The organism is Streptomyces sp. NBC_01390 (genome assembly GCF_045040105.1).
In the GTDB taxonomy this organism is placed as follows: Bacteria; Actinomycetota; Actinomycetes; order Streptomycetales; family Streptomycetaceae; genus Streptomyces.
In genome coordinates, this window is record NZ_CP109551.1 from 11,034,068 (window position 1) to 11,056,356 (window position 22,289).

The window sequence follows — 22,289 nt, forward strand, 5'->3', positions numbered from 1 at the left end:
GTGGAACCGTCCATGGACAAAGATCGACGGGGCTTGGACGGAGTTCCAACGGAGTTCTAGGGGCGGACCGGAGTACGGCTCTCCGGGCTCGGCCCGCTTCCGCTGCCCGGTGCGACCGGTGTCGGGCCCCGGCCGATCCACGGCGAGGACGCGGCGGCGGGTGCGGAAGCGGGACCGAGACGTTCCAGGAGGCCGATACGCAAGGGGTCCGTGTCCGGGAGACCGAGATCGGTGATGACCGCCAGGGCCTGGGTCCAGGCGCCGGTGGCGGCGTGGGTGTGGGCGGTGACGTGGTGGATGTCGCCGAGACAGACGAGCCCGGCGGCCTCACCGTGGCGGTCGCCGGTCCGGTGGAACAGGTCGAGGGACTGCCGGTAGCAGGCGACGGCCTCCTCGTACCGGCCGAGGCGGTGGTGGATGTAGCCGAGGCTGTCCTGGATATGGGCCTGTCCGTTGAGATCCGCGGTCTCCCGGGCGAGAGCGAGGGCCTGGCGGCAGTGCGCCAGAGCCTGGGGGTGGTCGCCGAGTTGGGCGAGGATCCACCCGATGTGATTGAGCGCGGCCGACTGCCCGGCCCGGTCACCGGCCGCCCGATGGTGCCGGAGGCTGTCGTGGGCGTGGCCGAGGGCCTGGTGGTGCCGGCCCTGTGTCTCGGACATCCGGGAGAGGTGCTGGTGGATACGGGCCTGGCCGGCGTGGCTGCCGGCCTGGCCGAAGAGGTCCAGCGCGCGCAGGTAGTGGGCGCGGGCTTCGTCGGGACGGTCCAGCCGGTCCTGGGCGAGTCCGAGACCGCGATGGGCGTCGGCCTGCCCCTCCTTGTCACCCCGGCGCAGCGCGGCGTCCAGCGCGGTGGTGTGGACGGCCGTCAGTGCTCGCCGGTACCCGTGCCGGTCGAGATACGTGGTGAGCGCCGACGCGAGCCGCCAGGTATGGCTGTCGAAGCCCTGGAGCGTTGCCTGTTCCACGGCGGCCAGGAGGACCGCGTGCTCGGCGGCGAACCAGGCCTGCGCCTGGGGATGGTCCGACAACTCCTCGGGCGCGGCACCCGGCCGGGCGGGTGGCAGGGGTGTCGGGTGGGGCCGGGGAGTCAGCAGGGCGTCGGCGGCGTGGGCGGTGTGCAGATAGTGGTCTAGCATCCGGTGCGTGGCCCCGCGCCGGACGTCCGCACTGTCGTGCGCGGCGACGAGTTCGGCGGCGTAGGCGCGCAGCAGGTCGTGGAAGGCGTACCGGCCGGGCACCTGTTCGGTGAGGAGGTGCCCGCGAACCAGCTCGGCCAGCAGGACCCGGGCACGCGGTGTCGGTACGCCGGCCAGCGCGGCGACGGCCGGGAGGGCGGCGTCGGGTCCGGGGTGCAGGCCCAGCAGCCGGAAGAGCCGGGCGGTGTCGGGGCCGAGCGCCTGGTAGCTCCACGAGAACACCGCCCGCACCTGACTGGCCGCCTCCCCGCCGTCGAGGGCGTCCAGGCGTCCGTCGGCCCGGCGCAGCTCCCCGGCGAGCGCCGCGAGCGGAAGACCGGGCTGGGCGGTGGCGCGGGCGGCGACGATCGCCAGCGCCAGCGGCAGCCCCGCGCACTGGCCTACGATCTCCCGCACGGCGGCGGGTTCGGCCGTCACCCGGTCCGCTCCCAGCCGGCCGATCAGCAGCTCCCGGGCCTCGACGGGACCGAGCAGGCCGAGGGTCAGCAGATGGGCGCCCTCGGCCGCGGCCAGCCCGGTCAGCGACTTCCGGCTGGTGACCAGCGCCAGACACCCGGGTGCCCCGGGCAGCAGCGGACGGACCTGTTCGGCGTCGCGGGCGTTGTCCAGCACCACCAGCACCCGCCGCCCGGCCAGGAGGCTGCGGTACAGCCCGACCTGGGCCTCCAGGCCGGCCGGGACACGGGCCGGCGGCACCCCGAAGGCGTCCAGGAACCCCCGTACCGCCTCCGCCGGACCCACCGCCGGCCCGCCGGGATCGAACCCGTGCAGATTCACGTACAACTGCCCGTCGGGAAAGGCCTGCCCGGTCCGGCGTGCCCAGTGCACGGCCAGCGCGGTCTTGCCCACCCCCGCGGTACCGGACACCGCCGAGATCACCACCGCCGACGGTTGGTCCAACGCCGATTCGAGGATCTCGTCGAGCCGCGCGAGCTCCTTGCTGCGCCCGGTGAATCCGCGTACACCCATGGGCAGTTGTACGGGAATCCCGCCCGGACACGGCACGGTCGCCGCCGGCCGGGGCGCCGGGGGAGCGGCGAGGTGGGCGACCTCGGCCGGCGGCCGGGGTGTCGGCCATGACGAGGGGCCCGGCCCGTCTCCCCGCAGGATCGCCTGATGCGTCTCCCGCAACGCCGTCCCGGGGTCGGCGCCCAGCTCCTCGGCCAGCCGCCGCCGGACGGTGGCATAGCGGTCCAGAGCCTCCGCGCCGCGCCCGGCTGCGTGCAGGGCCCGCATCAGCGCCCCGGTGAGCGGCTCCACCAACGGGTACTCGCCGACCAGTTCGGTCAGCGGTCCGATCACGGCGACGGGATCACCTGTGCGTGACTCCAGGTGGGCCCACCCGACGGCGGCGTCCACCCGCTGCTGCCGCCACGCCTCCCGCACCCGCCCCGCCCACTGCCCGTCCAGCCCGGCCAGTGGTTCGCCGCGCCACAGGCCGAGGGCCTCGCGCAGCATCGAAGCCCTTGTTTCCTCCGTGCGCCCCAACTCCCTTGCTGCCAAGGTGAGTTGTCGAAATCGGTGGATGTCGACCCGGTCCGGGTGAGCCTCCAGGAGATAACCGCCGGAGCGGCGCAGCAGGCGTAACCGGGCGTCCTCCCGCTCCCTGTCCACGGTCTGCTCGCACAGCCGCCGGAGCCGGGCGATATGGGCGTGCAGTGCGCGTCGTGCCCCGTCGGGCGGATCCGCTCCCCAGACCCGCTGGATCAGGACGTCGACCGTGACGGGCCGGCCGGTGTCCACCGCCAGCGCCGCCAGCACGGCCCGGCGCTGGGGTGGCCCGACCTCCGCCGGCCGGCCCCGCACCGACAGTTCCACCGCACCGAGAAGTCGCACATCCATCACACTCTCCGCACCCCCCGTGCAGATCTTCTCCACGTGTCGCGCACAATCTCACGCTGCGCGACAACCTATCGACAACGTTCTGAGCCACATTCGAACCCCAGTCTGAGGGTCGAAGAGGCGTCGACGCACGGCGGCGCTCCGCACCCGGGGGACGGTGGCGCGCGGAGCGAATGAGCCGGAGAGCGCGTGGAGGGCTGTGTGGGGGGGGAGACGAACGTGGACGAGCCATGGGGAGCGGCAGGAACGGCGGCTCTGTCGGTGCGGCGGCTGGACCGGCCCGCCGAGTCCGAGTCCGAGCGTGTCGCGGGGGTGTACGCGCCGACGGCGCCGGACGGTGGCGGGCGGAGCGTGCTGGAAGGCGCGTTCGGGTTACTGGACGCGGTGGAGCGGGCCGGCCAGGCCGGACTGACGAGGCTCGCGTCGGAATGCGGGCTGCCCAAGACGACCGCGTACCGGCTGCTGGAGCAACTGGTCGACCTCGGCGCCGTCGAGCGGAGCCGCGCGGGCTATCGCATGGGCTCGCGGTTGTTCCGGCTCGGGCAGGCGTGGCAGCCGTATCCGGGGCTGCGATCCGCCGCCCGGGGGCCGGCCCACCGGCTGGCGCGGGTCACGGGCGCGGTGGTGGGGGTCAACGTACTGCGGGAGGGGCGGACGCTGGTCCTGGACTGGACGGCCTGCAAGACCGGCGACGCGCTCGACCTCGTGCCGAACGGCGTGGTCTGGCCCTGGTTCACGGCGGCAGGCAAGGTGCTGGTGGCCGGGGCGCACCCAGGTATCCCGCTGGGGCCGCTGCCCGCGTCCTGGCGACGCGAGTCCGAGGCCATCCGTGACCGGGGTGTCGCCTTCGACCGGGAGGAAGTGGCGGCGGGGGCGTGCTGTGTGGCGGTGCCGTTGTACGGGTCGAGTGGTGTGTCGCTGGCCTCCTTGAGCGTCGTGACCGATCCCGCGCACAGCCTGGACCGGCTCGTGGATGTCGTTCAGCAGACGGGGCGGACGATCAGCGCTCGGCTGGGCGCCAGATGACTCGTTCCGCCGACAGTCGATGAACTGTCGACGGACTGTCGACGGGCTCTGCGACGGTTGTCCGGAGTGAGCGGCCATTACCTGAAGGGGGAATCCGTGACCGTCGATGAATCGCCGGAGTCTGTTGACGCGACGACCAAGCCGGCCGATATACCGGCGAGTGTGAGTATCTTCTGGCCAACCGGAACGGTGTGGGCGGGGAGGCCGGTAAAGATCACGGTGAATGTCGACCGCGGCACCGGTTGGACTTGGGACCAGGAGCGAAGGAAATGGGAAAAGGAACCTCTGGTCACCTTCACCCAGTCGGATCTCTACATTCTGGGCAGGAAAATCAATTCTCCCGGAGCAAGCGGATTCACCTATACCGCGACCTTCCCGAACGCCGGCAACCATGGCCTCTCGGCGGACGCTGAGACAACCGGCGGAGCCTGGCTGCAGGCCCCCGCACGGATCATCTCGGTGGCCGAGGCGCTCCCTCCGGCATTCACGTGGACGGCGCCGACCGATGGCGCGGCGCTCGATGTGGGGCCGGGCGGTGGGCAGGCCGAGGTGAGGTTGACGGCGGGGAGCGATCAGTTCCAGCCGTTCACGGTGAGCATCACGCGCGACGGTCTGCCCGCTCTCACCGAGCAGTTCTCGGGCACCTCGTACGCGAAGACGGTCACGTTCGGTCCGGCGCCGGTGGGCGCTCGGTCGATCTCCGTGAAGTGCGCCGATCCGAACGGGCTTTCGTCGACGCAGACCCGTTCGCTGGTGGGGCGTGACAGCGTGCCGCCGACCGTGACACTCGACCCCTTCAGCGACAGGCAGACGGCCAGGTCGTTTCCCCACACCGTCACCCTCACCGGGAGGACGAACGGGGCGGCGTCCGCGGTCACCGGGGTCGCCTTCGCGTTCGCCAACGGCCCGTCGGGGTCCGCGGAGGACACCTCGTCCGGCCGGGACTGGTCGGCCTGGCGGGTGCAGGCTCCGCTGGCCACCACCGGGACCTACCCGTTCATGGTCACGGTCACCAACTCCCGTCGGAGTACGGCCTCCGCCTCCGGAACCATCACGCTGGTCGCCCAGGGCCCGCCGGCGTTCACCTGGGCGACTCCGGCCGTCGGTGACATGGTCGATCTGGGGCCGGCCGGTGGGCAGGTCGCCCTGCGGCTGACCTCGGGGAGCGATCAGTTCTATCCCTTCACAGTGAGCATCGCGCACGACGGTCTTCCAGCAACGACGGACCAGTACACGGGTACGGAGTTCACGAAGACGGTCCCGTTCGGGCCCACGCCGGTGGGCGCTCGGTCGATCTCCGTGACGTGCGCCGATCCGAACGGTCTCTCCTCGACCCAGACCCGCTCGCTGATGGGACGTGACAGCGTGCCGCCCACCGCGGCGCTCAACCCTTTCGAGGGGAACCAGACCGTCACCTCGCTGCCGCACCCGATCACCCTCACCGGGACGACGAACGGCGCGCCGTCCGGGATCACCGAGGTCTCCTACGCATTCGACAACGGTCCGTCGGGGGTCGCGCAGGACACGTCGCCGGGCGGTGACTGGTCGGCCTGGCGGTTGCGGGACGCCCTGCCCACCACCGGGAGCTACACGTTCAGGGTCACCGCCACCAACTCCCGTGGGAGCACCGTCTCCGCCTCCGGAACCATCAACCTGCACCTGTAGCCGATGGGATCACGCACGTGACGTCATTCAGGGACCGGGTGATGCTGGAGCTGGGCGATCCGGCCGCGTTCGGCGCGCTGCTGCTGCCCGCCGGGGATCCCGACCGGCAGCTGATCCGTACGATGCTGGCCGCGACGTACGACCTGTCGGCGGTGCGGATCGACCGGGTCCGGGACGTGACGGTGGGCGAACTGGAGTTGCAGCACCCGCTCTTCGCGACGGACCGGAAGACCGGCACCTGGACACAGACGGTGCCCAGCTTTGCCCGGACGGAACTCGCCCTGGACGGGACGACGTCACGGAACCCGGTGTGGATCGACATCCTGGCCCGGTTACGGGTCACGGTGGTCGCGGAGATCGATCCGGCCGGTGCCGAATCGGTCGTCTCCGAGGCGGCTGACAGCTTTTCCACACTGGACGAGTTCCGCCGGCAGTTCCCGTTCATCGACCTGGACGCGTTCATGGCCGAGCACGGCATCAGCACCGTGGAACAACTCCGCGACGCCTCCCAGTACGTGCGGACGACGGTACGTCTGCGGGCCGCCGCGCCCTTCGATCCCGACGACCCGGCCAACACGTACACCCTGAATGTCGCGCTCGCCGCCCTGACAGTGGATCCCTTCGATCTCGCCGAGGGACTGCGCGCCGCCCGAACGGTCCGGGAAGCAAGCAGAGAGCTCACCGGGGCGCCACCGAAGGCGGTGGTGGCCGAATGCACCGCCGCTTACGCGGTCGCCGTCATTTTCGCCGAGGAGGCCCCCGGAAAAGACGGGATCACCTCCGCCGAGGTCGGGCGACTGTTCGCAGGTGCAGGTGTGGCCGCGCTCTTCCTGAACACGAGCTGAGGAATTCGACATGCCGACCGACACGCCGTCCGGAAAACGATCCACACCCACTCCGGATCCTGAGAAGCGGGGCACACCGGCCGAGAGTGAACCGGCCCGAATCGCTGACGCGCAGACCCGCGCGGAATCCGATGAGCCGCCCGGTGGGGCAACTCCCGCACCCGCCGTTCTCTCCCACCAGGAGTTGCTGCGCCTGCGCGCCCGGCTCCTGCGCAAATACCACTGAAAGTCAGCGCACTTCAGGCCCGGAAGAGATTCCCGGAAGAGATTTCCGACAGAGATACCTGACAGAGATTGAGGAGGGGCCGATGACCGTCCGCTACGTCCGCATGAACCCGGTAGTCGATCTGTTCGCACCAGCCGTTCGCGCCTACGGCAACATCGCCGTGGTCGGCAAGGTCACGCTGCCGCCGAAGTCACCGCCGACCGATCCGGCGAAGGTGAACACACCGATCGACTTCACCGACCCGGCCGAGGCGCGTCGACGCGCTCCGGGCGACCTCGGGGAAGCTGTGGCGCTCGCTTTCCAGCAGTCGCCGGGCCCGTCCCTGGTGACGGCGGTCCGGGTGGACGAGCAGAATCCGGACTGGAAGGCCGCGCTGGACGTGGTCGCGAGCCTGGACGTGCAACTCGTGGTGCTCGCCAACACGCCGCTGAACGCCACCACCGCTCATGTCGACGCCCCGGAAGGCGCGTTGGTGACGCTGGCCAAGCATGTCGCCTCGGTGTCGGAGACCGGCGGCGAGGGCAGGCAGCGGCTGGGCGTGGCCATGCTGCCCAAGGACTCGTCCGACCCCGGCCCGGTACAGGGCACCCTGGCCCACGACCGCATGGTCTACGTCGCCCATCGCAGCACCCAGGACGCCGCGGCGGCCGTGGCCGGCGCGATCGCCGGCCACCAGCCGCACATCTCCCTGCTGCTGAAGCCGGTCAACATCACCAGCCCGTCGTTCAGCCAGGCCTCGATCGAGACCCTCAATGGCCCGGAGACGTTCGAATCCGGCCCGGCCGGACGCGGCGTCAACTGGCTGACCAGCCCGTCGATCATCCCCGGCAGCGGCGTCTACATGGGAGAGGGCTACACCGGGAATCCGGGCGGAACGAAGTACATCGACGCCATGCGCACGGTCGACGACCTCAACTTCCGCCTCAACGCGTCGCTCATCAAGACGATCGGGAACGTGCGGATCAGCCGTTCGGGGCTGCGTGCCCTGATCGCCCGGCTGGAGGCGATCCTCGGACCGGAAGTGCAGCGAGAGGTGCTCAACGGGTTCGAGGTCTTCGTGCCGCTGCTGACCCTGCTGGACAAGGACCCGGCGGCGCTCACCGCCGCGGAGGCCGAGCAGATCCACCAGGCCGAGGTAGGGCGGATGGTGCAGGTCATGATCGCGATCCACTACGCCGGTGTCACGCACAGGCTTTCCATCGCGATGAACTTCAACTGAGGGAGCATCGATGCCGGACTGGAACACACGGCTCGAGGTGAAGCTCGGGGACAGCACCATCACCCCGATCTCGAGCTTCACCCCGACGTTCAACGTGCCGCACACCGTGCTGCACAGCATTGAGGCGGACAACGTCGGATTCGTCCGCCAGCCGTTCACCTTCACTTTCATGATGGCGGTGCCGGCGGTGGCGGCCGCGGTCGCCGATCTGACCGAACTGGCCGCGAACGGTCAGGAGTTCTCCGTGGTGGTCGCCGAGAAGAAGGGCACCGACTGGGCGTTCGACTCCATGAAGTTCGCCCGCTGCGTCGTCACCTCGGCCAATCCCAGCAACGTGGTGATCGACGGCGTTCCGCAGGCCAGCTTCAGCTGTCTGGCGCTGGACGTGGGCCTGGAGGCATAGCCGCCGTGGACGCGGAGGAGGAGGCGGGCGACCCGCTCGCGGTCGCACCGCACGCAGCTGGCACCGGCCCGGTGATCAACTACCACTTTCCGGTCGAGATACAGGCGTTGGGCGCACTGCCCGAGAGCGAGAGCGAGCAGCTGGTCGGCCGGGTGTTCGACCAGATCGGGCGGGAGCTCGCCAGCCGGCTCTGACGCCGGGCGCGGGCCGGATCGACAAGGGCAGGGGGAGACATGGCTGCGGGGACGAACGTTCCGGTGCTGGTGGGGCCGGTGCCGCTGCTCTACGTACAGAAGATGACGGTCGTCGAGGGCTACGAGATCGAGCGGATCATGGGCAGCCGGTTCCTTCAGGCCACCCATCCCACCAAGAAGCAGATCAGCATCGAGGCGTTGCTGATCGGTCCGAGCCGGTGGGGGCTGAAGAAGGCGCTGGAGGCCCTGGCGCTGACGTCCAGGGCGCTGGTGGCGACCTCGGTGGCGCTGCTGCCCAACGGCATCCCGGTGGTGTCCGGTCTGACGATCAGTCTGGACATGCAGATCACCGAGCTGCATTTCACGCAGAGCGTGGCCAGGCGGGAAGCCCTGGACGTGTCGATCTCGCTGCTGGAGGTGCCCCGGTCCAGCCTGACCGCGGTGATCGGCGAGGTGGCGGATCTCGCCGTGGCGGCCGGGACCGCGCTGCTGCCGGGCTCGGTGGCACCCAACCCGATCGCCCGTGCCGTGCAGGGCCTGTTGTAGCCGCTCGACGGATCGGCGGACCGGCGGATCCAGACCAGGACCAGGACCAGAACCAGGACGAGAAGGAGGCGATCCGTGGCGACGCGCAGTTTTCTCCGGTTGCCGATCGACGCCGACGAGGGTTTCCCACAGGCGTTCCGGCTGGCCGTGGCCGGTCGCAACTACCAGTTCCGGCTGTACGCCAACGTGGCGGAGGACGTCGTCCGCGGCGCGCCGGCCGGGCCGCTCCAACTGCCGGCCGCTCAGGCGTTCCTGGTGCTCTCGGTGGACCGGGAGGAACCCGGCGGACCCGTCTCGATCCTGCGCCGCAAGCTGGTGTCCGGCGTCGAGTACCGGGCGGCCGAACTGGTCCTGACCTTCCGGACCTTGCGGCTGGACCTTCGGAACCTCAACTCGGCCGGTTCGTTCGGCTCCGAGGTGGTCGGCGGGGTGGCAGTCGGATGAGTTTCGTGCTCTGGTACATGATCGAGATCGCCGAGGCCGACCTGCCCGGCGGTCGGGTGACGGGGGCGGTGGCCGCACGGTCCGGCCCGGGCCTGCCGCTCAAGGTGTCCAACGACGTGCTGAGCGGTTCACTGGTCATCGACGCGGACGTCACCGTGACGATGACCGACGGCGCTTCGGCGGACACGTTCGAGATCAGCCTGATCAACCTGCCCGGCCAGGTCACGGACCTGATCAAGAACACCCATGCCGCCGGGCCGGTGAACGCCACCATCCATCTCGGCTACTTCGACGAGCCGACGACCAGGACCACCGCGGGACAGGTACTGGTCGGCCGGGTCGTCACCGTCACCGGCAGTGTCGGCGCCGACGGACTGTCCCGCACCGTGCTCCGCGGCCAGGAGGAAGGCGGATACCTGCTGCGCAACACGCCGGTGGAGCTGGACCGCCGCGCGGGCACCGAAACCGTCGACCTCGCCAAGTCCCTGGCCAAGGCGGCCGGGGTGTCGCTGGCGGACGGCTCCACGATCGGCGGCGGCCCGAAGGACCTCACCGTCCGGGCCGGATCCGCCCTTGACGCCCTCGGCGAGCTGGCGGCGCAGGCGGACGTGCCGCTGGTGGTGCGGGACGGCGAGGTCTACCTCGGCTCGGCGGTCGGTGCGTTCACCGACCCGGCGCCGGTCGTGTTCGACCCGGACACCAACCTGGTCTCCCTCAGCAGCTCGACCTCCGAGGACACCGAGGCCCGCCCCGCGTTTCCGCCCCGGCCCGCCGAGGACGACGTACCCGGCGCCGCGCCGGTGGTGCTGCCTCCGGTCCGCACCACACTGGACCTGACGGTGCTCGGCCATCCCCGGCTGCGCGTGGGACAGGTGGCCACCACGACCGGCCTGTCCGGTGTGCCGGCCGGGCCGCTGAGGGTGTCTCACGTGGAGCACTCCTTCCGGGTCGGCGCGGGCTACACCGCGCGGCTCCTGCTGATCGCCGCCGTCCCCGGAGAGCGGGCCCAGGTCCGGACCGGCGTACAGGGTGTGGTGGACCGCTGGCGTGACGTCGTGGACCGAAGCCGTGAGGATCACCCGTCGGTCGATCTGGGCGAGGTGACGGAGTACGTCCCCGGCGCCGACGGCAGGCATGCGGCGTCGCTGTACTACGGGCAGCGGCCGGAGCCCGGAACGGTGGCGCCCAGTGTCGCCACCCCGATCGACACCACCGTCGAGCTGAACGACAAGCCGATCGCGTCGCCGTTCGCTTTCCACCGGACCGGGTTGATGACTCCGGTGTACCCGAAGATGCGCGCGGTGCTGGCGCACAACCGCGGCCAGGTCGACGACGCGCTGATCACCGGTTTCGTCTGGCCGGACAACCCGGCCCAGGAGCGTCCGCCCAACCGGGTGGGCGACCACTGGCTGGCGTTGCCCACCGAGCTGGGCGCGGACGGCCTGCCACGGGGCAAGGGGGCCAACGACCTCACCGACGGCGCCGGACAGCGGGTCATCCAGGTGGCCGCCCTGCACGTACTCGTCGGCACCGACGCCCTGCCCGAGGTCGGCACCCGGCCCGATCCACCCACCGACAACTCGATCACCATCGAACACCAGAGCGGAACGATGATCACAGTGGACTCCGGGGGCGCGGTCACGATCAGCACATCGGACCGGCCCATCACCCTGACCAACGGCTCGGTCAGCATGAAGCTCGACGGCTCCTCCGTGGCGGTGACGTGATGCCGGCCGTCCTGACCACGGCGTCCAAGCTCGCCTGCGTACATCAGGGGACCGTGCGGGCGACGGCCGGCCAGCACACGCTCACGGTGGACGGATCGCCGGTGCTGCTGGCGGACGATCTGGGGCTCGCCGTGATCAGCGGTTGCATCGCTCAGGCTCCGTGCGTCCGGATCTCGGCGGTCACCGCGGGAGTCAGTACGACGCTGACGGTCGGCGGCCGGCCCGTGCTGCTGGCCACCGCGAAGGGGACGACCAACGCCGGCACCTGGCAGGCGAGCGACGCGGGCCAGACGAAACTGGAGGCAGCATGACCATCTCGTTCGGTCGCAGCCTGCTGCTCGACGACGGCGACTTGGTAGTCACCCAGGGGCAGTTGCGCGAAGTCGAGTCGGTGGCCAACCTCAGCCAGGCGCTGACGCTGCGCGTACTCACCCCGCTCGGATCCGATCCCTTCAACACGGGCTACGGCCTGGACATCGGCCGGATCTTCACGCAGTCCAACCCCGTGTCGGTGGTGAAGCAGCTGGTGCAGCTGAACCTGGTCCGCACCCTCGGCACCGATCCACGAGTCCGTGACATCCGCCGGATCGTCTTCGACGACGACCCGGCCGCGCGCCACCGACGCGTGTGGACCGTGCGGGTCGAGCTGGACACCCTTGCGGGCGACCCGTTGACACTGCTCGCCGATGTGGGGGTGTGAGGGAGGGATGAGCGACTTCGGAGTGACCGACGACGGCTTCGTGCTCAAACCGGTCGATCGGATCCTCAGCGAGGCGTTCGAGCGGGCCCGTGCCGTCTTCGACGACATCGACCTGACCGAGACCAGCCCGCTGCGAAAGATCCTGGAGGTCACCGCCGCCGAGGACGGCGAACTGTGGAAACGGATGGAGGACCTGTACTACGGCAACTTCGTCTCCACCGCCTCCGGCGACAACCTGGACCTGCTCGGCGAGGACATGGGCCTGGCCAGGCCGCACCTTCCCAGTACCGGCACAGTGCGCATCACGCTGGACGGCGGCGCGCCCGGCAGACGCTACGTCGTGCCCGAGGGCACCATCCTGGTCACCGCGGCGCCGGTGCGGGCCTTCGCCGCCACGGCCGCGGTGACACTGGACGCGACACAGCAGACCACCACGGTGGACGTGGTCGCCTTCGAACCGGGGCCCGACGGCAACGTCGCCGCCGGCGCGATCGCCGCCGTCGACCCCACGTACCGTTCGACATTCCTGGCCGACCTCGGCACCGCCACCCTGACCGTGACGAACCCGAAGGCGACCAGCGGTGGCGACAAGGTCGTACCCGACGACACCTACCGCGCCCGGCTCGCCGGACTGGCCCGCAACCTGTGGACCGTGGAGTCGGTGGCGCAGGCGGCCCTGGGCGTGAGCGGCGTGCTGGACGTGGTGCTCTCCGATCCGCTCGGCGGAGTGGACGTCTCACAGAGCTACTTCGGAACCTTCGCGTTCGATCAGCGCGCCTTCAGCTCAGAGGCCCGGCGGATCGGCGAACCGTACTTCTTCAACGTCCTGGTGGCACACGACTCCCGAGCGCCGTGGCGGACCATCGGCCCCGTCCAGGGGATCTTCGAGCGCGTCACCGCGGCCGTCGACACGGTCCGGCCGGTCGGCGTCCACCCGAACATCGTCGAAGCCATCCACGTCAAGGTCGGCGTACGGGCGAAGGTCGTCGTACAGCCCGGCTCCGACGGGGCCGCCCTGCTGGCCTCCATCCGGCAGCGCCTGGCCACCGACATCAGCAGTCTGCGGCTCGGCGGTGACGTCCTGTACTCGCAGGTGGTGCGGGCATTCGTGACCCAGCCCGGAGTGGTCGACGTGCGGCAACTGCACCTGCGCCGCAGCCCGGTGACATCCGGGCAGAGCGTCGCCATCGAGGCCGAGGTGGGGGAGAACCTGGTCATGGGCCCGACCGAACTGGCCATCTTCTCGGCCGACGGAGACGTCCTGGACATCGCGCTGGTGACGTCATGACGGCGCCGACGCTCGCCGCCGTCCGGATGAGCGAGCGGCTGACCACGCCGTTCGCACGTGGCGCCGACACCCTGACGCTACGACTGCTGCCGGGCGCCGACCCGTCGGCCGCCGAGGTGGCACCGTACGACTTCACCGAACACCAGAGCCGCTTCGACCGGCCGCCCGAGCCCAGCTATGTGCTGGCCGCGGCGAGGGACGTGCCGGCCGACACCACCGTGACGGTGACCTGCGCCGAGCCGGGCCGGCCACCGCTGACGGTACGGGCGACCTTCCCGGCGGGCACCGTGGCCGGCGCCTCCGTCGCGCTCGGTATACCCGTCTCCGCGCAGCTGAGGCTGACCGGCCTCCGGACGGCGCCGGCCGCACCGGACGGCCACCCGGACCAGGCCTGGCGGCTGACCGCCCTGCTGGGCAACACGGCCAAGGTGCTGTGGGTGCTCGGCGGTGAACGTGACCAGCTGCGCGGGCAGTTCGCCCGGACGGTCGCCCAGCGCCATCTGCCCAGGGCCACCGGCCGCAGCCTCGACCTGATCGGCGCCGACCTCGGGGTACCGAGGTTCCCGCCGCTGCCCTACGGCTTCGACGACGCGACCGTCGCCCTCTACCACCTCGACGACGCCCCCGGCAGCACGGTGGCCCAGGACGTCACCGGCCAGTATCCCGGCCGCACCGGCCACCCAGGGTCCCCGAACACGTCTGTACAGCGAGGCGCGGCCGGCCGGTACGGCGCCGCCTTCGGCTTCAACTTGCCGGACGCGGTCGTCGAGGTAGCGACCGACACCGCGTTCGACATCGCCCCGAACGGCAGCGCCACGGTCGAGTGTTTCGTACGGCCCGACGCCGATGGCGGCGACGGCCAGGTGCTGTTCCGGCACCCGGCTCCGGGCGGCGCGGGAGCGGGCTGGCTGCTCTCCGTCGGCGAGTTCGGCCGCGGAGTGGCCCGCAACCCACGGCTGCTCGTCAGCGACGGGACCACGCCACCCCTCACCCTGTTCGCCGACCTGAGCCTGTCGACGGATGCCTTCACCCACCTGGCCGGCGTGCTGGACCGGACCGCGGGAAGGCTCCGGCTCTACGTCGACGGGGTACTGCGCGCCGAAATGCCACTCGGCCGACTCGGCGCCGTCGTCAACACCGCGCCGCTACGGATCGGCCCGGCGGACAGCGCCTTCCGGGGAGTGATCGACGAGGTACGGATCTCCGCGACGGCCCGGACCGACTTCGCGCCCGCGCTGGGCGAGGCGGACGAGCACTACCGCAGGCGCCTCAGGCTGTTCCGGCGCTGGGCGCTGCCGACCCCGGCCAACCTCGCGGCGATGCTCAACGAACTGGTCGGAACCATCGGCGGCAAGCGGGATCCCCTGGTCGTGCAGGACACCAACGCCACCCTCGTCCGCGGCAGCCGGTTGGTCCGCATACGGCCGGTGGCGCTGCGCGAGGGGGAAAGCATCGACGCGGCGGGGCGGCGCGGGGTGAACGAGGCGGACACCGTGGGCACCGCTCAGCAGGAGGAGCGGTTCGACCCCGTGTTCCTGCTGCGCTACGACAGTACGGCGGTCGACTTCACCGTGCCGCCACCGCGCGACCTCGACCCCGGTGAACTCCCGCCCGACCCGCACCTGGTGCAGGTCTGCCTGGCGGACACCCTGAACCGACTGGTCACCCTGGCGGCGGAGCCGGGCGCCCCCGGCCGGCTGCGGATCGGCGCCGCCTTCGATCCCCGCGCGGCCGACCTGCGGGCCACCGGACGGGCGGTGCTGCTCGGACACAGCAGAATCGCCCCGGGCCGGCTGGCCGCGCTGGCCCACCGCGCCGGTTTCGACTTCGTGCAGTTCCGCACCGACGGCAAGGGCGACGGGGCGTCGGTCTACGCGGCGAGCGCCCCCGGCGACTACTTCGCAGTCGACCTCGACCTCGACCCCGCCCCGGCCGGCCCGACCGACCTGGACGTCGGGCAGACAGCGGCGCTGACGCTGCGTCCGACGCCGCCCGCGGACTCGGTGCTGCGCTGGCTGACCGTACCGGCCGGACCCGGACGCGCCACGCTGACCACGACCGGCGTGCTGGGCCGTCCGACGTCGGTCACGGAGATACGGGCCGCCGCTCCCGGCGGTCTGATCGTCAAGGCGGAGGTGACCCGGGGCAGACACACCGTGTCCGCGAGTCGCCCCCTGCGCATCGGGCTGCCCGACCTGCCGGACGGCGGGAAGATCGCCGCCGACGGCACCCTCGGAGCACCGGCCGGGACAGTGAGCGACCCCGACGAGTTCTTCGACCGGGAGTTCCTGGCACGCCACGACGACCCACGGGTGAACTACGGCAGCGACGACAACAACCACCTCATGCAGCCGGCAGTCCGGCGGACGCTGGACGCCCTGCTCGCCGAACTGGACCGGCGATCGACCGCCGGCCGGCTCACGGTGACGTCGGCGTTCAGTCCGGCCGGTGACGAGTTCGGCGCCCACGGCCGGATGCTGGCCCTGCAGCACACCACCGTCCCGCCCGGCGCGCTCGCCGGGCTGGCACATGCCGTCGGGTTCGGCCATGTCACGCACACCGGCGACACGGTGACCGTGCGGCAGGCCCCCGGGGACCCCGTCGTGGTGCACGGCCCGGACGCCAGGGACAAAACCCCGGTCATCGAACTCGACGAGGGCGAGACGCTGGACCTGTCGGTACAACCGGCCCTGAACCCCGACGCGCCCCCCGGACCGGCCGGCACCGGCCGTATCCGGCTCGGCTGGGCGACGGGCACCTTCGGCACAGCCCACGTCTCCCTGGGCAACCCCAAGCAGTCGTCCACCGTCCTGCGCGGTGACTCGGCGGGACCGGCCTGGGTGCAGGCGAGCTACCTGCTCGGCGACCTGCCCGCTCCGTACACCTTCCGGGTCGGCCTGCGGCCGGAGCTCGACAACCCGGACACGGTGATCTCCAAGGACCAGTACGACCTGATCCTCAACATCCTCAACGCCCTGCACCCGGTGGGCATCGAGGTCAACACCCAGCTGATCCGGGATCACACCGTCGAGGTCCGCGGCAATCTGGCCGAGGTCAACCCCGACTTCACCTTCCCGAAGTTCCGCATCCGCAGCGTGCTGCCACCGCTACGAAGGGACAACACTCGTGGCTGACTTCAGTTACACGCCGAAATTCCACCACTTCGCCTGGGTCGACAACATCGACCGGTGCGAGGCCGGAGGCACCAACGGCTTCAACATCCGGTTCGAGACCATCGAGAGCGACCTCCACGGCGTGTCCACGGTGGTCGCCCAGATCGGCACCCAACTCGACCTTCTCAACGCACGGGTACCACCTGTGCCGCACACGGTCACCCTGTCGTTCCCGCCGACTCTCCTGCCGGTCCAGGGTTCACCGGCCTGGGCACTGCAGACCTCGGGAAACGCCGTGGCACCCACAACCGGCGCACCGGCGGGAATGCTGCCCCTGGCACTGCCCGACCACGTGACGATCACCTCGCTGCGGGTCCGCGGCAAGGGCGTCGCGCCCAGCGGACAGAACACGAGCTTCTTCTTCAACCGGGTGTCCGTGAGCGACGGCACCAGCCAGAAGATCATCAGCTTCGACACCAGCACCGTTCCGCTCAACACCGAGCTGACGCTGCCCTCGGCCGAAGTCAACGTCGTCAATCTCGCGAACTTCCGCTATGTCATCTCGGCGAACACCGGAGTGGGAACCACCGACCCGGTCACCCTGGCCTCCGTCCAGGTCACCTACACCAACCCCTGAGGGAACTCCCATGCCAACCAACACCCCGGCCTCCGTGGCTCCGCCGAAGAACAGGCCGCCCTCGGTGCAGATCAAGCCGCTGCCCGGGAACGTCACGGCCAATACGCCCGTCCAGATCACGGTGATCGCCGACGAGGGTGTCCGCTGGAAGTGGATCCCCGCCGACCAGAGCTGGGACAGCGAGGACTTCGTCACCTACACGGAGACGGAGGTGGACATCCCGGGCGTCGAGTCGATCAGGGACCACAGAGGCGGCGGCGGAACCTACTCCGTCACCTTCCCCCGGCCGGGCGGCTACACGGTGTCGGCGGCAGGAGTGACGTCCGACGGAGCGCGCATCACGGCGGACCCGGTGAACGTCCATGTGTCACCCGCCGGTCCGCCGGTCTTCACGTGGGCGGCGCCGGCCGACGGGACCGTCGTCGACCTGGCCCCCGGCGGTGCCTCGCTGGAGGTGGTGCTGACGTCGGCCGACCAGTACTACCCGCTCTCGGTCGACATCACCTTCGACGGGATGACAACGACCCAGCAGTACAGCGGATCCGAGTTCCGGAAGACCGTCGCTCTCGCTCCGGCGCCGCTCGGAACCCGGTCGATCACCGTGAAGTGCACCGATCCGGACGGTCGCGCGTCGACCCAGACCCGCTCGGTCGTGGGACACGACGGCGCACCGCCCACGGTCACGCTCGACGCCTTCGCCGGCGACGTGGAGGTGGCCTCGCTGCCCTACCGGCTCACCCTGACCGGGACGACACCCGGGGCGTCTTCGGGGGTCACTGAGGTGCGGTACTCGGTCGCGAACGGTCCCTCGGGGGCCGCCGTGAACACCGCGGCCGGTGGTGACCTGTCGACCTGGCGGGCCGAGATCGCGCTGCCCACCACCGGAACCTTCGCCCTCACGGTCACCGCCACGGACTCCCGCGGCGGGACCGCGTCGGCGTCGGCGTCGATCACCCTGCACCTGTAGCCCGTACCTGTAGCCCGTATCTGTCGGACAGTTCCCGAGGTGGTGACATGCGGACCAACTGCCACATCCCGATTGCCGTGCGGATGGTGGGGGAGCCGACGCCGGCGCAACTGGAGGCGCTCGGTCAGCTGTTGGCCCGCACGGTGGCGGCGCGGCTGGCGCACGCCGAGCGGGTACTGGCCGAGCGGCACCACGGCGACACGGCGGTCGCTCCGGCGGACTGGGAACCGTACGGACCCGGTCAGGGGGCCGCTGCCGCGTACGCCATACCGGCCCATGAGGACGAGGGAGCGCCGGCAGACGTTCCGGTGCGACCGGCGGTACGGACTTCGGCCCGCCCACCTGCAACCCGAACGCCCGCCACAGTCAAGGCAGTTGGTGCGGAGCCGCCGCCCGCGAAGGCACCGACGGCGGCCGAGAACGCCGGTGGAGAACCGCCGACCGGCGTGGCACCGGTCACGACACCGACGGCGGCCGAGACCACCGGTGCCCAACCGCCGGCCGCGACGACCCCGGACAGCACCCGGCCGGTGGCCGGCGCACCCCGTTCCGAACCGCCGACCGCCGAGACACCACCGGCGGCCCCGGCAACCGGTGCGGCGCCGCCCGCCACGAGAACACCGGCCAAGGCATCGCCGCGCAGAACGCCGGGGGCGACCGGCACAGCCGGACCGCAGCCGCCGAAGCCGCCCAGGCTCCAGGACCTGCGCCGGCGGGCCCGGACCGACGCGTCAGCCGCGCACGAACTGGTCGACAGATACACGAGCATGTCCGACCGCGAACTGGCACGCCGCATGGCGGACGGCGACGAAACGGCGCGCGCCGTCATGCGGCAGCGGATTCCGGCGAACGACAGCGCGCGTGCCAAGGCGGTGGAGAGCGACTACCGCCCGCCGCACCACGCCACCGCCTCCGTTCGTCGCGAGGGCGTCGAGGTGTGGCGGCGGACAGATCTCGTCAGCGGCAACATGACCAGCGAGGAAGCGGCCCTGCCCTTCCCGCACAACGTGAACGCCACTCATACCGAGGCGCGGGCAGTGCGGGAGGCGGACCTCCGCCCCGGGGACGTCATGACCATCATCGGTCAGTACAACCCCTGTTCGGCCTGCCGGGAGGTCATGCTCAGAGCGGCGGGCCGAACCCGCGCGATCATCAAGTACGTCTGGATGGGCGGATCGAGAACGTTCCGGCCCATCAGCGGTACGGCCACGCCGGGCACGCCGACGGCTGCCGCGGCCCAGGCGGTGGCGGAGACCCCCGTCGTGCCGCGGCCCACGCCGGAGCAGGCCCCGGCGGAGCCACCGGTCCCAGGACCCGGAGCGGGCACCCCGCCGACCTCCGTGGTGACCGAGGGCGTCGGGCCCGTCGGCGCGGGGCCGGTTCGGCCGACGGCGCCCCGACCACCGGAGGTGACGAGCCGGTACAGCGGGGGACAGCGGACGGTGGCGGGCGCGGCGCTGGCCATCGCAGCGGTCAACGACATCCTCACCTACGTCAACCTCGCCCGCGGCTCGGCCCAGCACAACATCGACCTCGGCAACGCCGAACTCGCCTTCTGGACCTGGGCCGGCGCCAGACCGACCCCCGGGGTGTGGGACAGCTGGAAGGGCCCGCTGCCGCCGGGCAGCGAACCGGACGTCAGCACGTTCGGGTCCTCCTCATGGCCGTACGTGGTCGACATCGACGTCGACGCGCTGCGGCGCAACCTGCCCGGTGTGATACGGAGTTACCGGGACTTCCTGTACTTCATAAACACGGCCAGAGAACTCGCAACGATCGTGGAGCACCCGGAGATCCCCGACCACCCGAACGCCCTGCAACGGGCACAGGCCGAACACGTCCAGTACTACGCCGAGGTCAGCAAGGACGATCGCGGGAGGCGGCACCGGTACAACCTCACCGAGGTGATCGCACCGATCAGGGACGCAGCGCTCGCCGCCCTCGATGCCGGCATGCGCGACAGGACCAGCACTCTCTCCGCCGGCCAGCGTCATCAGATCTTCCGGCTCAGGCACGGCGCGGAGACCACGATCTACCGGGCCGCGCACAAGGGCGGCCGGCTGGAGCAGCGGATTCTCAACTCCCAGCGACTGTTCGGGCCCGATCCATGGGTGCGCGCGGTCGGACCGGACACGGATGTCGGCGGCTGGTTCAGCACCGACTTACGAGTCCGTGTCACTCCGGCCAACGCGGACGCCGAACGGGTCGCACTGGCCGCTGCGTACTGGGTCGGAGGAGACATCCACGACGTCTTCGACGAGGTGAGGGAAGCCGGTCGCCCGATCGTGGACCGGCAGCCCGGGGAGGGCAGGATCGTCGACGTCCTCGACAGTTTCGTCGCCGGCCCGAAGCCCGGAGACCCTCGCTTCGGCACCACCCGCTATCACCGGCACCCCGATCCCGACATCGGCTTGACGGCCGCGATCGGTGAGCTGAACGAGTTCTGGGTCGAGCGCGACGACCTCGTCCAGGTCCCGGCCGCCGACCTCGGTCGCTACCTCCACTAGGGAGACTTCGATGAGGCCGCAGTACCACCTCCCTGGCGTCGCCGAGGGAGCGGACGCCCTCTCCGACAGCATGTCCCGGCAGACGGGACGGCGGTTGACCGCGACGGTACTGGCCGCTGTCGCCCGAGGCGTGGGTAAGGTCGCCCCGGCCGGGACGACCTTACCCACGCCCGCACGGGGGCCGGCCGCGGAGCCGTACGTCGGCGGGCCCGGACGGTCCGCCGACGGTCTCCACCGGCTCCCTGACGGCGCCGGCGGGGCTGGTGACCCGGTCGGTGTTCCCTTGCGCGCGGCGGGCTCGCTTCCTGCGGGCAGTACGGGTAGTGCGGGTACCGGCGGTTCGCCGGCCACAGCCGCGCCACGAACCGCACGCGACCGGCGGAAACCGCCGAACGCCGCGCCTCCCGTGGCGAAGGTGTTCACCTTCCCCGGTCACGCGCAATGGCGTCTGCTCTTCCCCATGGCGGTGACGAGAGAGCAGGTGGCGAACTGGGTCTTCCTCGGCGGCGGCCTCCCGGACGGGTTCAGCCTCGTCTCCGGCCTGCCCGGCGGGTTGCCCGGTCCGGCCTGGTATCTCACGTGGGCGGACTTCCGCAACAGCCACCCGATGGATGCCGTCGAGTTCGCCATGACCTTGATGAAGCTGCTGACCCCGTACGGCCAGGGTCTGGCGAACCGCGCCCTGCTCGGCGGTGACGCGACCGACGAGGACGTGGCGTCAGACAGCCGTGCCCCACGGTACGACGGGTGAGCCATGGTCCGGGGCGGCGCCGAGGGCGGCGAACGCCCCGGCGGACCCGGCCTCGGCCCGCCGGTCGTCACTCCGGGCGAGCGGGATGACGGCCGAGCCGGCGGACGGGGAACGCCTGGCGGGACTCAACGCCGCATCGTGCTGCAGGACTTGGCGATGGATCTCGACAAGCCCCGGTGAGGGCTCGACCCCGTGATCCTGGATCAGGACGGTACGGGCGATCCGGAACGCCGACAACGCCTCCGCCTGTCGTCCCGAGCGGTACAGCGCGGTCATCAACTGCCCCCACAGCACCTCCCGCGTGGGATGGATCCGGACCAGTGATTCCAGTTCCACGGCCACCTGGACGTGCAGTCCCATGACCAGGGATGCCTCGGTCCGCGCCTCGATCGCCGACATCCGTGACCGCTCCAACCGGGTCGCCTCGGCCGCGATCGCCGGGTGGTGGTCGAACTCGGCGAAGGCGTCGCCCCGCCACAGGCCCAGCGCGTTCGTCAGACGCTGGACGGCGAGCTGCGGCTGCCGCGCCGCCAGCGCCTGCAGACCCGACGCCGCCAGCTGTTCGAACCGCGTGGCATCGACGACCGTCGGATCCACGCGCAGCTGGTAACCCGGCGGCCGGGTGACCAGCAGTTCCTCCGGGCCGGCGGCGCAGCGCAACGCGGTGCGCAGTCTCGACACATACGTACGTACCGTCCGGTGGGCGTCCGCCGGCGGACGCCCACCCCACAACTCGGCCGCGAGCGCCCCCACGCTCACCGTCCGACCGGGTACGACCGCCAACCGGGCGAGGACGCACCGCAGTTGCGGACCGCCGAGGTCCACGGATCTGCCGTTGACGACGGTCTCCAACGGTCCCAGCACGCGCAATTCCAGCGCAACTGTCTCTGATGTCACTTTCGCCCCCGCGATTGACATGGGTACCGTGCGATCGACATCTCTTTGGGGATGTCGAATTCCGGTCGACAGCGTGGCATGGCGGGAAACCCTCTG

20 protein-coding genes are annotated in these 22,289 nt (G+C 71.0%); 18 read left to right on the forward strand and 2 right to left on the reverse strand.

All coding sequences use genetic code 11. The annotated features are described in order from the left end of the window. Window positions 1–56: 56 nt before the first annotated feature. Window positions 57–3,038 carry an AfsR/SARP family transcriptional regulator gene (locus tag OG241_RS49205; protein ID WP_405825632.1) on the reverse strand — a complete coding sequence of 994 codons (2,982 nt, stop codon included), beginning with the start codon at window positions 3,036–3,038 and terminating at the stop codon, window positions 57–59. A gap of 219 nt (window positions 3,039–3,257) precedes the next feature. On the opposite strand from OG241_RS49205, the gene OG241_RS49210 reads away from it, so the two are divergent. The 18 genes from OG241_RS49210 (at window position 3,258) to OG241_RS49295 (ending at window position 21,296) form a co-directional block, all read left to right on the forward strand. Then, complete coding sequence (locus tag OG241_RS49210) at window positions 3,258–4,064, forward strand: IclR family transcriptional regulator (RefSeq protein WP_405825634.1); 807 nt, start codon at window positions 3,258–3,260, stop codon at window positions 4,062–4,064. Between the two features lie 459 nt (window positions 4,065–4,523). Further along, window positions 4,524–5,729, forward strand: a complete 1,206-nt coding sequence (locus OG241_RS49215; protein ID WP_405825635.1) for a hypothetical protein — start codon at window positions 4,524–4,526, stop codon at window positions 5,727–5,729. Window positions 5,730–5,746: 17 nt separating this feature from the next. Further along, on the forward strand, window positions 5,747–6,574 hold the full coding sequence (locus OG241_RS49220) for a hypothetical protein (RefSeq protein ID WP_405825637.1): 828 nt from the start codon (window positions 5,747–5,749) through the stop codon (window positions 6,572–6,574). Window positions 6,575–6,584: 10 nt separating this feature from the next. After that, window positions 6,585–6,800: a hypothetical protein gene (locus tag OG241_RS49225; protein WP_405825639.1), complete on the forward strand. Its 216-nt coding sequence runs from the start codon at window positions 6,585–6,587 to the stop codon at window positions 6,798–6,800. An 82-nt stretch (window positions 6,801–6,882) separates the two neighbouring features. Beyond that, window positions 6,883–8,019, forward strand: a complete 1,137-nt coding sequence (locus OG241_RS49230) for a hypothetical protein (protein ID WP_405825641.1) — start codon at window positions 6,883–6,885, stop codon at window positions 8,017–8,019. Between the two features lie 10 nt (window positions 8,020–8,029). Then, entirely contained in the window at window positions 8,030–8,422 is a 393-nt protein-coding gene (locus OG241_RS49235; RefSeq protein ID WP_319094399.1) for a hypothetical protein, read from the forward strand. Window positions 8,423–8,427: 5 nt separating this feature from the next. Further along, a complete protein-coding gene (locus tag OG241_RS49240; RefSeq protein WP_405825642.1) occupies window positions 8,428–8,616 on the forward strand; it encodes a hypothetical protein in 189 nt (62 codons plus the stop codon). A 39-nt stretch (window positions 8,617–8,655) separates the two neighbouring features. Next, window positions 8,656–9,162: a hypothetical protein gene (locus OG241_RS49245; RefSeq protein ID WP_405825644.1), complete on the forward strand. Its 507-nt coding sequence runs from the start codon at window positions 8,656–8,658 to the stop codon at window positions 9,160–9,162. A gap of 75 nt (window positions 9,163–9,237) precedes the next feature. Further along, window positions 9,238–9,606 carry a hypothetical protein gene (locus OG241_RS49250; RefSeq protein ID WP_405825646.1) on the forward strand — a complete coding sequence of 123 codons (369 nt, stop codon included), beginning with the start codon at window positions 9,238–9,240 and terminating at the stop codon, window positions 9,604–9,606. Continuing rightward, the gene (locus OG241_RS49255) at window positions 9,603–11,333 is read left to right on the forward strand and encodes a hypothetical protein (protein WP_405825647.1); all 1,731 of its coding nucleotides are present in this window, start codon (window positions 9,603–9,605) and stop codon (window positions 11,331–11,333) included. Before OG241_RS49250 ends, OG241_RS49255 begins: the two co-directional genes overlap by 4 nt. Next, a complete protein-coding gene (locus OG241_RS49260) occupies window positions 11,333–11,644 on the forward strand; it encodes a hypothetical protein (protein WP_405825649.1) in 312 nt (103 codons plus the stop codon). The genes OG241_RS49255 and OG241_RS49260 overlap by 1 nt, the downstream gene beginning before the upstream one ends. Further along, complete coding sequence (locus tag OG241_RS49265; protein WP_405825651.1) at window positions 11,641–12,033, forward strand: hypothetical protein; 393 nt, start codon at window positions 11,641–11,643, stop codon at window positions 12,031–12,033. Before OG241_RS49260 ends, OG241_RS49265 begins: the two co-directional genes overlap by 4 nt. 7 nt (window positions 12,034–12,040) lie before the next feature. Further along, the gene (locus OG241_RS49270; RefSeq protein WP_405825653.1) at window positions 12,041–13,321 is read left to right on the forward strand and encodes a baseplate J/gp47 family protein; all 1,281 of its coding nucleotides are present in this window, start codon (window positions 12,041–12,043) and stop codon (window positions 13,319–13,321) included. Further along, entirely contained in the window at window positions 13,318–16,455 is a 3,138-nt protein-coding gene (locus OG241_RS49275) for a LamG domain-containing protein (RefSeq protein WP_405825655.1), read from the forward strand. The genes OG241_RS49270 and OG241_RS49275 overlap by 4 nt, the downstream gene beginning before the upstream one ends. After that, on the forward strand, window positions 16,448–17,071 hold the full coding sequence (locus OG241_RS49280; RefSeq protein ID WP_405825657.1) for a hypothetical protein: 624 nt from the start codon (window positions 16,448–16,450) through the stop codon (window positions 17,069–17,071). Before OG241_RS49275 ends, OG241_RS49280 begins: the two co-directional genes overlap by 8 nt. A gap of 10 nt (window positions 17,072–17,081) precedes the next feature. Further along, complete coding sequence (locus OG241_RS49285; protein WP_405825659.1) at window positions 17,082–18,038, forward strand: hypothetical protein; 957 nt, start codon at window positions 17,082–17,084, stop codon at window positions 18,036–18,038. A 47-nt stretch (window positions 18,039–18,085) separates the two neighbouring features. Then, window positions 18,086–20,545, forward strand: coding sequence for a hypothetical protein (locus tag OG241_RS49290; RefSeq protein ID WP_405825661.1), 2,460 nt, complete (start codon window positions 18,086–18,088; stop codon window positions 20,543–20,545). Window positions 20,546–20,555: 10 nt separating this feature from the next. Then, complete coding sequence (locus OG241_RS49295) at window positions 20,556–21,296, forward strand: hypothetical protein (RefSeq protein WP_405825663.1); 741 nt, start codon at window positions 20,556–20,558, stop codon at window positions 21,294–21,296. Here OG241_RS49295 and OG241_RS49300 read toward each other — a convergent pair. Then, window positions 21,264–22,160: a BTAD domain-containing putative transcriptional regulator gene (locus tag OG241_RS49300; RefSeq protein ID WP_405825665.1), complete on the reverse strand. Its 897-nt coding sequence runs from the start codon at window positions 22,158–22,160 to the stop codon at window positions 21,264–21,266. The two genes, OG241_RS49295 and OG241_RS49300, sit on opposite strands and share 33 nt — an antisense overlap. Between the last annotated feature and the right edge of the window lie 129 nt (window positions 22,161–22,289).

Coding starts and splice junctions, on each gene's coding strand:
- OG241_RS49270 (WP_405825653.1), top strand. CDS start 12,041: ATGAGCGACTTCGGAGTGACCGACGACGGCTTCGTGCTCAAACCGGTC.
- OG241_RS49275 (WP_405825655.1), top strand. CDS start 13,318: ATGACGGCGCCGACGCTCGCCGCCGTCCGGATGAGCGAGCGGCTGACC.
- OG241_RS49260 (WP_405825649.1), top strand. CDS start 11,333: ATGCCGGCCGTCCTGACCACGGCGTCCAAGCTCGCCTGCGTACATCAG.
- OG241_RS49255 (WP_405825647.1), top strand. CDS start 9,603: ATGAGTTTCGTGCTCTGGTACATGATCGAGATCGCCGAGGCCGACCTG.
- OG241_RS49225 (WP_405825639.1), top strand. CDS start 6,585: ATGCCGACCGACACGCCGTCCGGAAAACGATCCACACCCACTCCGGAT.
- OG241_RS49265 (WP_405825651.1), top strand. CDS start 11,641: ATGACCATCTCGTTCGGTCGCAGCCTGCTGCTCGACGACGGCGACTTG.
- OG241_RS49285 (WP_405825659.1), top strand. CDS start 17,082: ATGCCAACCAACACCCCGGCCTCCGTGGCTCCGCCGAAGAACAGGCCG.
- OG241_RS49230 (WP_405825641.1), top strand. CDS start 6,883: ATGACCGTCCGCTACGTCCGCATGAACCCGGTAGTCGATCTGTTCGCA.
- OG241_RS49245 (WP_405825644.1), top strand. CDS start 8,656: ATGGCTGCGGGGACGAACGTTCCGGTGCTGGTGGGGCCGGTGCCGCTG.
- OG241_RS49295 (WP_405825663.1), top strand. CDS start 20,556: ATGAGGCCGCAGTACCACCTCCCTGGCGTCGCCGAGGGAGCGGACGCC.
- OG241_RS49290 (WP_405825661.1), top strand. CDS start 18,086: ATGCGGACCAACTGCCACATCCCGATTGCCGTGCGGATGGTGGGGGAG.
- OG241_RS49235 (WP_319094399.1), top strand. CDS start 8,030: ATGCCGGACTGGAACACACGGCTCGAGGTGAAGCTCGGGGACAGCACC.
- OG241_RS49205 (WP_405825632.1), bottom strand. CDS start 3,038: ATGGATGTGCGACTTCTCGGTGCGGTGGAACTGTCGGTGCGGGGCCGG.